11 protein-coding genes are annotated in these 14705 nt (G+C 63.6%); 1 reads left to right on the top strand and 10 read right to left on the bottom strand.

Annotated elements, in window-relative coordinates:
• Positions 1 to 260 precede the first annotated feature (260 nt).
• From tssH to HKK54_RS21885, 10 genes are all read right to left on the bottom strand, one after another.
• A complete protein-coding gene (gene tssH / locus HKK54_RS21930; RefSeq protein ID WP_169387794.1) occupies positions 261 to 2897 on the bottom strand; it encodes a type VI secretion system ATPase TssH in 2637 nt (878 codons plus the stop codon).
• Positions 2890 to 3909 carry a type VI secretion system baseplate subunit TssG gene (tssG, locus tag HKK54_RS21925; protein ID WP_237150970.1) on the bottom strand — a complete coding sequence of 340 codons (1020 nt, stop codon included), beginning with the start codon at positions 3907 to 3909 and terminating at the stop codon, positions 2890 to 2892. The genes tssH and tssG overlap by 8 nt, the downstream gene beginning before the upstream one ends.
• The gene (gene tssF, locus HKK54_RS21920) at positions 3894 to 5771 is read right to left on the bottom strand and encodes a type VI secretion system baseplate subunit TssF (RefSeq protein ID WP_169387792.1); all 1878 of its coding nucleotides are present in this window, start codon (positions 5769 to 5771) and stop codon (positions 3894 to 3896) included. The genes tssG and tssF overlap by 16 nt, the downstream gene beginning before the upstream one ends.
• Complete coding sequence (gene tssE, locus HKK54_RS21915; RefSeq protein ID WP_010175155.1) at positions 5768 to 6277, bottom strand: type VI secretion system baseplate subunit TssE; 510 nt, start codon at positions 6275 to 6277, stop codon at positions 5768 to 5770. The genes tssF and tssE overlap by 4 nt, the downstream gene beginning before the upstream one ends.
• Before the next feature lie 157 nt (positions 6278 to 6434).
• The gene (locus HKK54_RS21910) at positions 6435 to 6917 is read right to left on the bottom strand and encodes a type VI secretion system tube protein Hcp (RefSeq protein WP_010175157.1); all 483 of its coding nucleotides are present in this window, start codon (positions 6915 to 6917) and stop codon (positions 6435 to 6437) included.
• A 33-nt stretch (positions 6918 to 6950) separates the two neighbouring features.
• On the bottom strand, positions 6951 to 8450 hold the full coding sequence (tssC, locus tag HKK54_RS21905; protein ID WP_010175159.1) for a type VI secretion system contractile sheath large subunit: 1500 nt from the start codon (positions 8448 to 8450) through the stop codon (positions 6951 to 6953).
• A 79-nt stretch (positions 8451 to 8529) separates the two neighbouring features.
• Positions 8530 to 9030, bottom strand: a complete 501-nt coding sequence (gene tssB, locus HKK54_RS21900; protein WP_010175161.1) for a type VI secretion system contractile sheath small subunit — start codon at positions 9028 to 9030, stop codon at positions 8530 to 8532.
• A gap of 35 nt (positions 9031 to 9065) precedes the next feature.
• Positions 9066 to 10088, bottom strand: coding sequence for a type VI secretion system protein TssA (tssA, locus tag HKK54_RS21895; protein WP_169387791.1), 1023 nt, complete (start codon positions 10086 to 10088; stop codon positions 9066 to 9068).
• 939 nt (positions 10089 to 11027) lie between these two features.
• Complete coding sequence (locus HKK54_RS21890; protein WP_010175172.1) at positions 11028 to 12470, bottom strand: mechanosensitive ion channel domain-containing protein; 1443 nt, start codon at positions 12468 to 12470, stop codon at positions 11028 to 11030.
• A 63-nt stretch (positions 12471 to 12533) separates the two neighbouring features.
• Positions 12534 to 13400, bottom strand: a complete 867-nt coding sequence (locus HKK54_RS21885; RefSeq protein WP_010175174.1) for a pirin family protein — start codon at positions 13398 to 13400, stop codon at positions 12534 to 12536.
• 196 nt (positions 13401 to 13596) lie between these two features.
• Here HKK54_RS21885 and HKK54_RS21880 point away from each other — a divergent pair, with 196 nt between their 5' ends.
• A complete protein-coding gene (locus HKK54_RS21880) occupies positions 13597 to 14703 on the top strand; it encodes an efflux RND transporter periplasmic adaptor subunit (protein WP_169387790.1) in 1107 nt (368 codons plus the stop codon).
• The last annotated feature ends 2 nt before the right edge of the window (positions 14704 to 14705 follow it).

The following is a 14705-nucleotide window of genomic DNA, read 5'->3' as shown; positions in this document are numbered from 1 at the left end:
GCGCACGGGTTTATTCCGTGGCGCCGCTGAGTGCTGTCTGCTTTATCTCTGTGGCGAGGGGGGTTGTCCCCCGCTGGGTTGCGTAGCGGCCCTAAAAAAGCGGGAGCGCTGCGCACTCCAACGGGGGGCAAGCCCCCTCACCACAGGGCAAGCCCCCTCACCACAGGGCAAGCCCCCTCACCACAGGGCAAGCCCCCCTCACCACAGGGCAAGCCCCCTCGCCACAGGGCAAGCCCCCTCGCCACAGTTTTTTCTTTAGTTCACTGCTCCTCGAACACGTAAGCAAATTCACCGGCGTCTACGCTCACCTGCACCCGCGTCGCCGGCGTGCCCGCCAGCAGGCGGTTGAGGAATTCAGTGCTGATGGCCGGCAACATCGAGTTGGTCAGGATCGCGTCGATCATTCGCCCGCCGCTTTCCAGTTCGGTGCAGCGGCTGGCGATCAGGTGCACCACTTCGTCGCTGAAGGTGAACGGGATCTTGTGGCCTTCGCTGATGCGTTTTGCAACACGGCCCAATTGCAGGCGGATGATGCTGCCGAGCATGGCGTCGCTCAGCGGGTAATACGGGATCACCACCAGGCGCCCGAGCAAGGCAGGCGGGAACACTTCCAGCAGCGGCTCGCGCAACGCCTTGGCGATGTCATCCGGCGCGGGCATGGCCTGCGGGTCGCGGCACAGGCGGCTGATCAACGCGGTACCGGCGTTGGTGGTGAGCAGGATCAGGGTGTTCTTGAAGTCGATGATCCGGCCTTCGCCGTCTTCCATCCAGCCCTTGTCGAACACCTGGAAAAACAGCTCGTGCACATCCGGATGAGCCTTCTCCACCTCGTCCAGCAGCACCACACTGTAGGGCTTGCGCCGCACCGCTTCGGTCAGCACACCGCCCTCGCCGTACCCCACGTAACCCGGTGGCGCGCCCTTGAGGGTGGAGACGGTGTGGGCTTCCTGGTACTCGCTCATGTTGATGGTGATGACGTTCTGTTCACCGCCATACAACGACTCCGCCAGGGCCAGCGCGGTCTCGGTCTTGCCCACGCCGGAGGTGCCGGCAAGCATGAACACGCCCACCGGTTTGCCGGGGTTGTCGAGGCCGGCGCGGGAGGTCTGGATGCGCCGGGCGATCATTTCCAGGGCGTGGTTTTGCCCGATGATGCGCTGGGACAAGCGATCCGCCAGGCGCAGCACGTTTTCGATTTCGTTCTTGACCATGCGGCCTACCGGAATGCCGGTCCAGTCCTGCACCACCGAGGCCACCGCCTGTTCGTCGACGCTGATCAGCACCAGTGGGTTTTCGCCCTGCTGCGCCGCCAGTTCGTCCTGCAGTTGACGCAACTCCACCAGGCCGCCTTCGCCCTCGGTGGCGTCTGCCAGTTGGCTGCGCAGGCGCAGAATCTGTTCCACCAGTGCCAGTTCGTTGTCCCAGCGGCTTTCCAGGCCATCCAGGCGTTCGCGCTCAGTCACCAACAATCCCTCGACGGACGCGCGACGGCTGACGGTATCGACGCCAATCGCGGTTTCGCGCTCGATGATCGCCAGTTCGGTTTCCAGGGATTCAATCCGGCGGCGGCTGTCATCCACCTCGGCTGGCGTGGCGTGCAGGCTGATGGCGACGCGGGCACAGGCGGTGTCGATCAGGCTGACAGCCTTGTCTGGCAACTGGCGCGCCGGGATGTAGCGGTTGGACAAACGCACCGCCGCTTCCAGGGCCGAGTCGAGAATCTGCACCTGATGGTGCTGCTGCATGGTCTGGGCGATGCCCCGCAACATCAACAACGCGCGGGCTTCGTCCGGCTCATCGACCTGAACGGTCTGGAAACGCCGGGTCAGGGCCGGGTCCTTTTCGATGTGCTTTTTGTACTCGGCAAAGGTGGTGGCGCCGACAGTACGCAAGGTGCCACGGGCCAGCGCAGGCTTGAGCAGGTTGGCCGCATCGCCCGTCCCGGCGGCACCGCCGGCGCCCACCAGGGTGTGGGTTTCGTCGATAAACAACACCACCGGTTTGACGCTGGCCTGCACCTCGTCGATCACTGAACGCAGGCGCTGTTCAAACTCACCTTTCATGCTCGCCCCGGCCTGCAGCAAGCCCACGTCGAGGGCCAGCAATTGCACGTCCCTGAGGCTCGGCGGCACGTCGCCCCGGGCGATGCGCTGGGCAAAACCTTCGACCACGGCGGTTTTGCCCACGCCGGCCTCGCCCACCAGGATCGGGTTGTTCTGGCGCCGGCGCATCAGGATGTCGATCACCTGGCGAATCTCTTCGTCGCGGCCGACGATCGGGTCCATCTTCGAATCTCGCGCCTGCGCGGTGAGGTCGACGGTAAAGCGCTTCAGCGCTTCCTGCTTGCCCATGGCCGCCGGGGCCAGGGCGCCGGCGTCTTCACCGGGCACCTGGAAGCCATCACTGGCGGTCATCTGCGCCTCGGGCGAGTCCTTGAGCAGTGCGCAGAATTGTTCGCTCAGGTCTTCGATGCCGATCTTGCTGAACTCCCGGGACACGCCATACAGGCCATTGCGCAAGCCCGGGGTTTTCAGCAGCGCCAGCAGCAAGTGCCCGGAGCGCACCTGGGACTCGCCGAACATCAGGGTCGCGTAGACCCATGCGCGCTCCACCGCCTCCTCCACCTGGGACGACAGGTCAGTGACCGAGGTCGAGCCACGGGGCAAGCGGTCCAGGGCAGCCGTCAGGTCTCGCGCCAGCACGGCCGGGTCGAGTTGGTAATGCTGGATCAGACGCAGCAGGTCGGAGTCGGTCAGTTGCAGGATCTGCTGCAACCAGTGCACCAGTTCCACGTAGGGGTTGCCGCGCATCTTGCAGAACACGGTACTGCTTTCAATCGCCCGGTAGCACAGGCTGTTGAGTTTGCCGAAAAGCGCGACGCGACTGATATCAGCCATGGGCAGGTCCTTGAGAAGTGTGAGAAATGCGCGGGTTGATCAGCAATTGCCGGTCATCCGCCAGGGGCGCCTTGCTGCTCAGCCAACTGGTCCAGCCCAACGGCGCAGACCCCAGGCGCAAGCCAGGCAGTTGTTCTTTCTTGACGATCAGGTTCACGTCCCAGTCCATGGCCAGGCCGACGTATTGGCGCACCCAGTCCTGCACGCGCTTGAGGCTGTCGCCCCCCGGCAGCAGGCGGCGGGTCTGTTCCAGGTCCAGCGGGCCGATCAACAGGCGGAATTTGTGTTGGGTGTTCCAGACTTTCTTGCCCATCACCGTGGTCTGGCCCAACACCGGCGCGTCGGGGCCGCTGCGCAGGGCGCACAGGCCATCGGCGGGCAAGGTCATCCAGTGACCGACGAATTGCTCGACCTGCACCGGCACTTGCAGGTAGTCCGTCAGCAATGCCGCCAGGCCGCCGGCATTGCGGGTCTGCGGGCCCAGGCGCCCGGCAAAATGCAGCTTGGCCACGTCCGGCACCGTGTCGCGGCCCAGCAGCGACGGCATGCCGATGCCGATCAGTGAACCCAGGTACTGCGCAAAGCGGTCCGCCTGCGGACGGTCCAGGCTCACGGCCGGCTGGGCGCTGGCCCAGGCGCGGTAGAACAGGCTGATCAGCCGGTGATGGAACACGTCGCAGAACGCCGCCAGGGTCGGGTCATTGAGGTTGCGCTGGCGGTCGCGAATGTATTCGCTCAGGTGAATCGGCAACGGCCCGTTCGCCCCCAGCAAACCGAAAAAATTCAGCAGCAATTTCGGCGTGGTGCCCGGGGTGAGGCTGGCGATCATCGCCGGTTCGAATGCCAGGGACGGTTGCTGGCCGAAACGCACCGCTTCATCCGCCGGGCGCGCCGCCTGGCCGATGCGTGGCAGGTGCGGGAAGGCACACTCCAGCTGACGCAGGGCCCCGTGAAAATCGAACCGCGCCGGGTGCGCTTCCAGGGCGCTGAGCAGGCTCAGAGGATCTCGCATCGCCCCACCCTCGCCGGCCACTGCATGATCACCCCGCGGGCGGTGCCTTTGATCACCGTCTCAGTGAAGGAATTAAGCGACACGTATTTGGCAAAAAACTGCTCCAGCACCGAACCGAGGATAAACACGCCGCTGCCTTCAAACGCTGATTCGTCGAGGGTCACGCTGATCTGCAAGCCACGGCCATAGGTGATTGGCCCCGGCAACGGCAGACGGCGCACGATGCTTTCGGCACTGACCGAACGCAGGCCTTCGATCTGCTTGTGGGCGGCTTCGTCGTCAATCCGGCAATACAGGCGCAGCAGGTCACGCAAGGCGCTGGCGCCCTGCTCCTTGTCCTGGTCGAGCAACGACAAGTAGTTGAGGGATAAGTGGCTGACCAGCCGCCAGGCCGTTTCACCTTCGGCAAACGACGGCGCCGGCACCGTGGGCCCGGCCACGCACCGCACGGCCTGCACCGGCGCGCCAGACTCCACGCTGAAGTCGGTCTTGCCGCTGCCCACCGGCATGCTGAGCACCAGGTCACGGTTGCTGCACAGGGTGTCGATGCCCAGTTGGCGCAGGCTGCTGCGGTGCGGCGCCTCCTGGGCGTCCACCAGGGACAGGAACAATTCGCTGCCGATGTAACTGGAGCGCGGGCCCTGGCGGCGTTGTTGTTCCGAGAGCAGCCGCGTGTCCCGGCGCACCTGGTAAAACGCCTTGGGCGGCGTGCGCGCATGCAGGTCGTTGGCCCGGTAGAACGACTCGAACGTCTGGCTCGCCTCGGCGCCGCTGCCATAACCGGTGACGCCTTCGACCTGGTAAATCTCGTAGTCCATCGGCCGGGTGCGGTCGGGGATCACGTGGTATTCCGACTGCTCGTCCGACAGGTGCACACGCTCGGTGCGCATCGGGAACAGGTTGATCGCCGGGGTGCAATACAGCCCGAAGTTGGCGGCGTTGAGGTTCTGTTCCAGCAGCGGGTCGAGCTTCTTGAACAACACAATCACGTCCAGTTGCTCCGCGGTGCAGCGGCTCACGCTGCTGGCCAGTTCGCCCAGCTCGGCAAACAGGAAACGCTGGGGCATGGCGAAGTACTCCTGCAGCAGCCGATAGCCCTGGAACGACCGGGCGCCGGTGGGCAGCAAGGCTTCTTCGTCGCTGTAGCCGAGGCCGCGAATCGCGGTCCTGGGCAGGAACTGGTGCCAGTCCACATGCTCCTGCACCGGCATCACCAGCACCCCGGCGGCCTGGGCCAGCAGTTGTTCGAGGATGCGCGAAGGCAAGGCTTCGCCGCCACGGATGTGCAACGCCAGCGTGTCCAGGGCCAGGTCGCTGAAGGTTAGCCCGGCGCCTGCGCGCAACCGCAGGCGCAGCGCGGCCTTCACCCCGCCGAGGCGTGCCAGGTCGATGCCCGCGACCTGGCTGCCACAGGCAAAGTACCGCGCCTCGGCCAGCTCCACCGGCCACAGGGTCACGTCATGGGCGGTGCGAAACTCGCACGCAGTCTGGTCGCCCTTGCCCAACTGGCTGTGCAGGGCCGTGCCACGTGGCACCTTGAAGCCGGCAGCCAGGCTGCCTTCGCTCATGTCCGGCTGCAATTGCACCACCGCCATCGACGGCGTGGGCGCAAGGTATTGCGGGTACACCAGCTCCAGCAGGTGATTGGTAAAGCGCGGGAACTCGGCGTCAATCTTCAGTTGCACCCGCGCGGCCAGGAAGCTGAAACCCTCCAGCAGGCGCTCGACGTAAGGGTCGGCGCAGGCGTAGGTCTCCAGCCCCAGGCGGCCGGCCACCTTGGGGTAGTCACGGGCAAATTCACCGCCGACTTCCCGCAGGTGGGCCAGTTCACGTTCGTAATAGCGCAGCAGTTTGGCGTTCACCGCACGTCCCTTGTCTCGATATCGAAGACCCTGGCTTCACCGGCTTCCAGGTCCAGTTCAGTCTTCAGGTACAGACGCTCGGGCAGCGGTTGGCCCCAGAGTTCGCCGTGGATTTCAAAGGCCATCTGGTTGGGGATGGCGCTGGTGCCCAGCGGCACCACACGCAGGCTGTCGCGCAGGATCCGGGGTTCGAAATCCCAGATGGCCTGGCGGATGCGCCGGGCCAGTTCTTCACGGTCGAGGCCGGCGGCGGTCTTGCCGGACAAATCCGGCAAGCCAAAATTGATGACCGATTGCGCGGCCAGGGGGTGACCACCGAGCTCACGAAAGCTGCCCAGGCTGGTGCTGTTGAGCAGCCAGCCCAGATCGCGCAGCACCGCCTTGCGCAGGCCGGTCATGGACAAGATGCGCTTGTCACGGGGCTCCACGGCGTGTTCGGTGTCGTCATCGCTCAGGCGATCGAGCAAGGACGGCTGCAGGCGTTCGCGGCTGGTGAGTTCAGCCATGTGGTTGGCCTTGAATCGGGGTCATATGAATCTCCATCACTTGAACGCGCCACCTTGCGGGAGCCGGATTGCCGGCGATGGCCATCTCGAGAACACCGAACGGTTCAACGGCCTCATCGCCGGCAAGCCGGCTCCTACAGGGGGGGCGGCAGCGGGGTCAGATTTTGGCGTTGGCTTCCAGGTCCCACTTCTTCGGTGTGCCGGTGATCACGGTGTCGCCGGTGAAGGAGTCGTACTCGTAGCTGATGGTGGTGAAGTTGATGGAGATGGTTTCGCTCGGGCGTTCGCCGTTACTGCTGGCGGAGTAGGAGCTGATGATGGCTTTGCCCAGGATGATCTTGAGGAACACCTGTTGCTTCTTGTCCGGGCCGCCGGTCTGGATGAAGTGGATCTCGGCATCCCCCAGGCTCTTGCCGCACACCGCTTCCATGAACAGGTCGGCCGAGGCCAGGTCGGTGGCCTTGGTCAGGGAGATTTCCGAGAACGACGGGTTGCTGGTGTCACGGTCGGCACCGCCGCCGCTGGTGGAAATCGCGCGGCCGACGCCCATCTGGATCGCGTCGATGGTGATCCAGTCCTTGTGCGCCTCGACAGTGGAAGTGCCTTTGATTTGTTTGCCTTTGAAGTTAAGCAGGATCATGGTCAGTACCTTGGTTGGGGTAGGAAGGTGTTATCAGGAAGCCTTGGTCGACGGCAGTTTGGAGACCAGGCGCAGGGACACGGTCAAGCCTTCGAGCTGGTAGTGCGGGCGCAGGAAGAACTTGGCGCCGTAGTAACCCGGGTTGCCTTCGATCTCTTCCACCACCACTTCCGCGCCGGCCAGGGGTTTGCGGGCCTTGTCGGCGTCGGTGGCGGTGGCCGGGTTGTGCTCCACGTAGCGGCCGATCCAGTTGTTGAGCCACACCTGCATGTCATTGCGCTCTTTGAACGAGCCGATCTTGTCGCGCACGATGCACTTCAAGTAGTGGGCGAAACGGCAGGTGGCAAACAGGTACGGCAGGCGCGCGGCCAGGTTGGCGTTGGCAGTGGCGTCCGGGTCGTCGTACTCGGCGGGTTTGTGCATCGACTGGGCGCCAATGAACGCCGCCAGGTCGCTGTTTTTCTTGTGCACCAGGGGCATGAAACCGTTCTTCGCCAGCTCCGCTTCACGACGGTCGCTGATGGCGATTTCGGTGGGGCAGGTCATGTCGACGCCACCGTCATCCGTGGGGAAGGTGTGCACCGGCAAGCCTTCCACCGCGCCCCCGGACTCGATGCCGCGAATCTGCGAGCACCAGCCGTAATGCTTGAACGAGCGGTTGATGTTCACGGCCATGGCGTAGGCCGCGTTGGCCCAGGTGAAATCCCGGGAGCCGGCGCTGTCGGTGGTTTCTTCGAAGTCGAAATCTTCCACCGGGTTGGTCTTGGCGCCGTAGGGTGCACGGGACAGGAAGCGCGGCATCGCCAGGCCCACATAACGCGAGTCTTCACTGGCACGGAAGCTGCGCCAGGCGGCGTGTTCCGGGGTCTGGAAGATCTTGGTCAGGTCCCGCGGGTTGGCCAGCTCCTGCCAGGACTCCATCAGCATCACGCTGGGGTCGGCGGCGGTGATCAACGGGCAGTGGGCGGCGGCGCTGACCCGGGCCATCTGGGTCAGCAGCTCCACATCCGGCGCGCTGTTGTTGAAGTAGTAGTCGGCCACGAACGCACCGTAGGGTTCGCCGCCGAACTGGCCGTATTCCTCTTCGTAGAGCTTCTTGAAAATCGGGCTCTGGTCCCAGGCCACGCCCTTGAACTTGCGCAGGGTCTTGTGCACTTCGTTCTTGGAAATATTCATCACCCGAATCTTCAGCGACTCGTCGGTCTCGGTGTTGTTGACCAGGTAATGCAGGCCGCGCCAGGCACTTTCCACGCCCTGGAATTCCTCATGATGGAGGATGTGATTGACCTGCTCGGTGAGCTTCTGGTCGAGGGCGGCGATCAGCCCTTCGATGGTGCCCAGCACGTCATTGGACAGCAGGTGCGTGCCTTGCAGCGCCTGCTCGGCCAAGGTGCGCACGGCGGTTTCCACCGCTTCCTTGGCCTTGTCGGTCTTGGGCTTGAACTCTTTTTGCAGGAGGCTGGCGAAGTCGCCGGCATCAAAGGCGGCGGCGCCTTGTGGCAGTCCTGACTGTTCCGATTGCGTAGTGGACATGACGGTATCCTTGAATTTTGGGCAAAAGCGTCCCCGTACCGGGGCAAACGAGGCACCGGCAGAGTCAGCAAAAAATCAGTTACTCGGGTTGTTGGGGCGCGCTGCTCAGCGCTTGCATCACCGCAGGATCGCTCAGCAGCTTGGCGATCAATTCTTCAGCGCCGACCTTGCCGTCCATGTACGTCAGCAGGTTCGACAACTGGCTGCGGGCGGTCAGCAACTGATTGAGGCTCGGCACCTTGCGGGCGATGGCGGCCGGGGTGAAGTCGTCCATGCTTTCGAAGGTGATCTCCACCGGCAGGTTGCCTTCGCCGGTCAGGGTGTTGGGCACCTGGAACGCCACCCGTGGCTTCATCGACTTGAGGCGGTCGTCGAAATTGTCGATATCGACTTCCAGGAACTTGCGCTCGGCCACCGGCGGCAACGGCTCGGCGGGTTTGCCCGAGAGGTCGGAAAACACGCCCATGACGAAGGGCAACTGTACGGTCTTTTCCGCGCCGTAGATTTCCACGTCGTATTCGATCTGGACGCGTGGTGCGCGGTTGCGAGCGATGAACTTTTGACTGCTTTCTTTGGCCACGGGATAGCTCCAGTGTGAGGGTTGATAGGGGAAGGTCAGTCGTTGCCGGGGCGGATACCGCTGACCAGCGCCAGTTGTGCAAGGCCGTCGGGGGCGAGGTCTTGCAGCAATTCCATGAAGTTCTTGTCGATCAGTTTCTTCGCCCGCTGCAGCAGGAACGGCACGGGGCTGGCGGGTTCGTGGGTGTTGAAATAGGCGCACAGGCGGTCGATGGCCTGGCGCGCGTCTTCGCGGCTGTTGATCTCGCCTCTGGCCGGCTGTGGGGCTGCGGCGGTTGCCGGGTGAGCGTCGATGCTGGTTGCCGGGCTTTCGCTTGCAGGCAAGCGGCGGCGTACGGCTTCGGCGGCGCGGCGCAGTACGTTGGCCAGGCCGCTGAGGTCAATGGCGCGCCCCACGCCGACGTTTTGCGTGAGGCGTTGTTCGATGTGCTGGCTGCGTTGCAGGGCTTCGGTGAGGGCGGCTTCGATGCCACGCAGGGTGTCGGGATCGGCTTCGGCGAATGCGCCATCGATAAGGGCCAGGGTGTCGCTGCTGCCCTGCTCGCCGCTGGCCTGGTCGAGGTCACGCAGGCTGAATTGGCCGAGGCTGCGGGCGCTTACCAGTGGGGTGTCGAGGAGGTCGCGCAGCAAACCGGTGGGTTCGCACAGGGAGGCCAGGATATTGATGCGCAGCAGGGGGTCGTGGTCGTCGTCCGGGTCGAGCTGTGGGTGCAGGCCGTCCCAGCAGTGGATCAGCAGGGCTTCGATCAGGCCCAGGCCGGCGTTGAGGCCGTGGATGCCATGCAGGTTGAGCTCGGCGCGGGTGAGCCACATGGCCAGGCGCAGGTCCCGGCTGCGTTGCATCAGGGGCAAGGCCAGGGACGCGACGAGTTTCCAGTTGGGCTCGATGGCCTGGGTGATGGTGTCGCCGTATTGGACCTCGGGTTTGCCCAGGGCTTCTTCTTCCAGCAGGAGGAAGTCGGGGTCGTATTCGACGTTCTCGCCACAGGGGGCGGTGTCGCCCATCGGGTGGGCCAGCGCTGTGAAATCAAGGGGTTGCGCTTGGGTGGAGAGGTCCATCGTACTGCCCTCGTTGAAGATGTTCTGGGGATAGAACGGGCGAGGGTTTGGGTTTATTCCCCTTGGGTTGAAAAAATCTTGGGCGGGGTGGTTTTGGGGGTTGGGTGTATATCCGTTATTTGGGTGATGGCTGATATGGGTTCCGCTCTTACAGCGGCTCACTTTTGAACAGCGCAAAAGTAAGCAAAACGCTCTTGCCCCACCACTCGGCACCTCGCCTAGGCTCGGTGTGCCCTCACTCCGGTACTACTCCGCGGGCCGCCGCGACGGGGCGTCCCTGCCCCGTCGCGGCTAAACCGGCGTCCTGCCGGTTTACCCGCTCCGTACTACCTGCGTTCGGCCAGCGTGGTTTAACGGGGCGCCTAAGATCAAGATCAAAAGCAGATCAAGAACACAGCGGCCTACAGGCCGGCTTGAGTGGTGTGAAGCAAAGGCAACATCAAGATCAAAATCTACAGCGGGCACGGTCCAAATGTGGGAGCTGGCTTGCCTGCGATGCAGACAACTCGGTACATCAGACACACCGAGGTGATGCCATCGCAGGCAAGCCAGCTCCCACAGAAAAGCAGAGCTGCATCAGTTTCAGATTTGGCTTTCGCTTTGGCTTTTGCTCTGGCTTCTACCACTCAAGCCGGCCTGTAGGCCGCTGTGCTCTTGCTTTTGATCTGGCTCTGACTGCCCCAATAAGCCCGAGGCCGAACGCAGGGATTGAGGAGCGGGTAAACCGGCAGGACGCCGGTTTAGCCGCGACGGGGCAGGGACGCCCCGTCGCGGCGGCCCGCGGAGCAATGCCGGAGTGAGGGAACACCGAGCCTAGGCGAGGTGCCGACAGGCGGGGCAGAGCCCTTTGCTTACTTTGGGGCTTTTCCAAAGTGAGTCGCTGTAAGAGCGAAACCATAGGCAGCCGTTACCAAAGAAACGGATATGTACACCAAAAAATCAGCCCCGACTCCTGAGCCACTGCATAAACCCTTTCTTCACAGGCACCACAGGCGCCTCCTGCGTCAAACTCTGAGCCGCATGCAACCGGAAATCCAACAAACTCTTCATCGCCTCACTGATGTCATGCCGAGCATCCAGACAAGGCTTCAGATACTCCTTCTCAATCCGGTACAACGTACAAAACGTCTTCGCCGAAAAGTCCGCAGGCACGCCCTGCTCCGAGAGAATCCCCGCCTCGCCAATAACCTCCCCCGGCCCCATCCGCCCGGCTTCAAACTTGTGCCCGGCCTTGGTCAACATCACCGAAATCACCCCCGATTCGATGATAAACAGATGATCACTCACCTCCCCGGCCGGCAAAATCATCTCCCCCGCGCGGAAGGTTTGCAGCGTCATGTTCTGGCTGAACGTCTCCTTCTCCTCCTGACGCAACGTCGAGAAAATCGAAGAACTCTCCAACAACGCCCGCGCCCGCGAAACCGCCACCGGCGTATTACTCTCGGCAGCCGACAACAAACTCACCCCCGCCGCCTGCAAATGCCGGAACGCCAAATCATAAAGCTGATTACGCACCTCACGCTTGAGCGTCATCGCCGGCACAAACCCGCTGATCTCATATTCGACGCCACCACTGGCCGACGTCTTGAATGCGACACTCGGCGCCGGCTTGGCCAGCAACGGCCGGCACCCCTGCATCGCCCGCTCCAGCGCATCCAGCACGGTTTGCGGCCGCGCATGCGGGCTGACTTGCAGGCTGACCGACAGCCCAAACATATCCGCCGGGCGTGAAAAGTTGATGATCTTGGCCTTGGCCGCCAACGAATTGGGCACCACCGCCAGACTGCCCTGGGAGGTTTGCAATTGGGTGGCACGCCAGTCGATATCAATCACCCGGCCTTCAGTGCCGTCGATGGAGATCCAGTCATCCAGTTGGTAGGGCTTGGTAGTGTTGAGGACGATCCCGGAAAACACGTCGCTCAAGGTGCTTTGCAACGCCAGGCCGACGATGATTGCCACCGCGCCGGAGGTGGCCAGCACGCCCTTGACCGGCAGGTCGAGCACGTAGGCCATGGCCGCGATGATCGCGATCAGGAAGATCACCGCCCCCACCAGGTCCTGCAGCAACCGCCCGGTGTGCCCGACCCGCTGCATCATCACCGCGCCGAGCAATACCGTGAGGGTGCGCGCCGCAAACAACCACCAGCCAATCTGGAACGCCGTGGCCGCGAGGTGCAGCGCCACGTTGTCGCCATACGGCGCGACCTGCATCGGGTTCATGCCTTCGTTGAACAACACGGCGCTGAACACGGCGAAGATCACCACGCGCGCCACCAGCTTCCAGTTGCCGAAATTGGCAGAGATCAGGCGCCACACGGCGATGTCGATCAGCACCAGCGCCAGCGCACAGAACATCGGGTGATCGGAGATAAATGAGGGCATCCAGGCGACTCCAGGGCGAATGCCATGAAGATCGCATGAAATGCCTCTGGAGGGTATAGCGCCCTAGCGCTGCATCTGCCCGAATTGCCCGGACTGATAGTCGGCAAACGCCTGGTGGATTTCCTGCTCGGTGTTCATCACGAACGGACCGTGGCCGACGATGGGTTCGTCGATCGGTTCGCCGCTGAGCAGCAACACCATGGCGTCGTCGCTGGCCTCCAGGCGCAGTTGCGTGCCATCGCGTTCAAACAACGCCAACTGGCCTTCCCGCGCCACTTCGGTTGCGTTGATCCGCACCGTGCCACGCAATACCACCAACGCGGTGTTGCGCCCGGCATGCAGGTCCAGCGTCACCGAACGGCCGGCGTTGAGGCGCATGTCCCACACGTCGATAGCCGTGAAGGTACGGGCCGGGCCCTTGACCCCGTCGAACTCGCCGGCGATCAAGCGCAGGCTGCCGGCGTTGTCGGCCAGGGGCAGCGTCGGGATATCGCTGTCGAGGATCGTCTGGTAACCGGCGTCGGCCATTTTGTCCTTGGCCGGCAGGTTGACCCACAACTGGACCATTTCCAGGGCGCCGCCGCTGCGGGCGAAGGCCTCGGAGTGGAACTCCTCGTGAATGATGCCCTTCGCCGCCGTCATCCATTGCACATCGCCCGGGCCAATGGTGCCGCCGGCGCCGGTGGAATCGCGGTGCTCGACTTCGCCCTTGTAGACGATGGTCACGGTTTCAAAGCCGCGATGAGGGTGCTGGCCCACGCCACGGCGTTGTTCGGTCGGGGTGAATGCCGCAGGACCGGCGTGATCCAGCAACAGGAACGGGCTGATCTGCTTGCCCATGGTGTCGTAGGAAAACAGCGTGCGAACCGGGAAGCCGTCGCCAACCCAGTGCCCGCGTGGGCTGGTGTAGAGGCCGATGATCTTTTTCATATGTGTCTCCAGTAATGAATACACCTTAAATCCGTTATCAATCCGGCGCTAGAGGGCAAAATCGGCCTTGATCGTCCCACCCATGGAACGCTCACGCGGGGCTGGATTATTTTATATTCGACCATAATATGGCGCTAAATATTACGTGCGTAATTTTTACCTTCTCCACACGTACACCCGCCCCACGGAGCCCGCCATGAACCCTCTTCCCCTGCGTCTTCTCACGCCCCTTGCCCTGTTGGCGATACTCGCCGGCTGCAACAACAAGGCCGACCCCGTCGCCGAGGCGCCCCTGCCCCGCCCCGTTTTGGCCGCCAAGGTTGAAGCCGCCGGCAGCCAGCAAAGCGCCTACACCGGCGTGGTGGCCGCCCGTACTGAAAGCGATCTGGGGTTTCGCGTCAGCGGCAAGGTGATCGAGCGCAAGGTGGATCCCGGCCAGCATGTCAGCCGTGGCGACACCTTGCTGGTGCTGGACATCGGCGACTTCGAACTGGCCCTGCGCTCGGCAAAAAACCGCGTCAATGCGGCCCAGGCCCAACTGCGCCAGCGCCGGGACGATGAATCCCGCTACCAGCGCCTGGCCAATACCGGCGCGGTGTCGCGGCAGATTTTCGACCAGTCCGCCACCAACCTGCGGGTGGCCGAAGCCGAGCTGGCCTCGGCGCAGTCCGACGCCAGCCAGATCGAAAACCGCCGCACCTACTCGGTGCTCAGGGCCGACAGCGACGGCATCATCACCGACGTGCGGGTGGATCGCGGCCAAGTGGTCGCCGAGGGGCAAGTCGTCGCGCGCCTGGCCCACGACGGCGCCCGGGAAGCCATCGTCAACCTGCCGGAAAACCAGCGCGACCAGGCTTCGCAAAGAGCCCTGGCGTTTCCCTTCGGCGCCCCCGAACAGGCGGTGACCGCCACGTTGCGTGAACTGTCCGCCAGCGCTGACCCGACCACCCGCACCTACCGCGCCCGTTATGTATTGCATGGCCCGGTCGACCGCTTTGCCCTGGGTTCGACCATCACCGTGCGCCTGCAAGGTGACGGCCAGGCGCAGCAAACCCGCGTGCCCATCGGCGCCCTTCAGGATGCCGGCAAGGGCACGGGGGTGTGGGTGATCGGCCGCGATGACAAAGTCAGCTTTGCCCCGGTGAACGTCGCCCGCCTCGGCCAGGAAGACGCCTTGCTCGACAGCGGCGTGAGCCCGGGCCAGGTGGTGGTCGCCCTCGGTGCGCACCTGCTGCACAGCGGCGACGCGGTACGCCTGTTGCCGGCCCAGGTAGTGGCCCTCAACCGTCAGCAGGAACACTGATA

Origin of the sequence: Pseudomonas sp. ADAK13 (genome assembly GCF_012935715.1) — a bacterium.
In the GTDB taxonomy this organism is placed as follows: domain Bacteria; phylum Pseudomonadota; class Gammaproteobacteria; order Pseudomonadales; family Pseudomonadaceae; genus Aquipseudomonas.
This window is presented reverse-complemented; position numbering and strand designations above follow the sequence as displayed.

What these genes read in the sequence shown, in the direction of transcription:
- tssG (WP_237150970.1), bottom strand. Translation starts at nt 3,909, where the DNA reads ATGCGAGATCCTCTGAGCCTGCTCAGCGCCCTGGAAGCGCACCCGGCG.
- tssC (WP_010175159.1), bottom strand. Translation starts at nt 8,450, where the DNA reads ATGTCCACTACGCAATCGGAACAGTCAGGACTGCCACAAGGCGCCGCC.
- HKK54_RS21890 (WP_010175172.1), bottom strand. Translation starts at nt 12,470, where the DNA reads ATGCCCTCATTTATCTCCGATCACCCGATGTTCTGTGCGCTGGCGCTG.
- tssE (WP_010175155.1), bottom strand. Translation starts at nt 6,277, where the DNA reads ATGGCTGAACTCACCAGCCGCGAACGCCTGCAGCCGTCCTTGCTCGAT.
- tssA (WP_169387791.1), bottom strand. Translation starts at nt 10,088, where the DNA reads ATGGACCTCTCCACCCAAGCGCAACCCCTTGATTTCACAGCGCTGGCC.
- HKK54_RS21880 (WP_169387790.1), top strand. Translation starts at nt 13,597, where the DNA reads ATGAACCCTCTTCCCCTGCGTCTTCTCACGCCCCTTGCCCTGTTGGCG.
- HKK54_RS21885 (WP_010175174.1), bottom strand. Translation starts at nt 13,400, where the DNA reads ATGAAAAAGATCATCGGCCTCTACACCAGCCCACGCGGGCACTGGGTT.
- HKK54_RS21910 (WP_010175157.1), bottom strand. Translation starts at nt 6,917, where the DNA reads ATGATCCTGCTTAACTTCAAAGGCAAACAAATCAAAGGCACTTCCACT.
- tssH (WP_169387794.1), bottom strand. Translation starts at nt 2,897, where the DNA reads ATGGCTGATATCAGTCGCGTCGCGCTTTTCGGCAAACTCAACAGCCTG.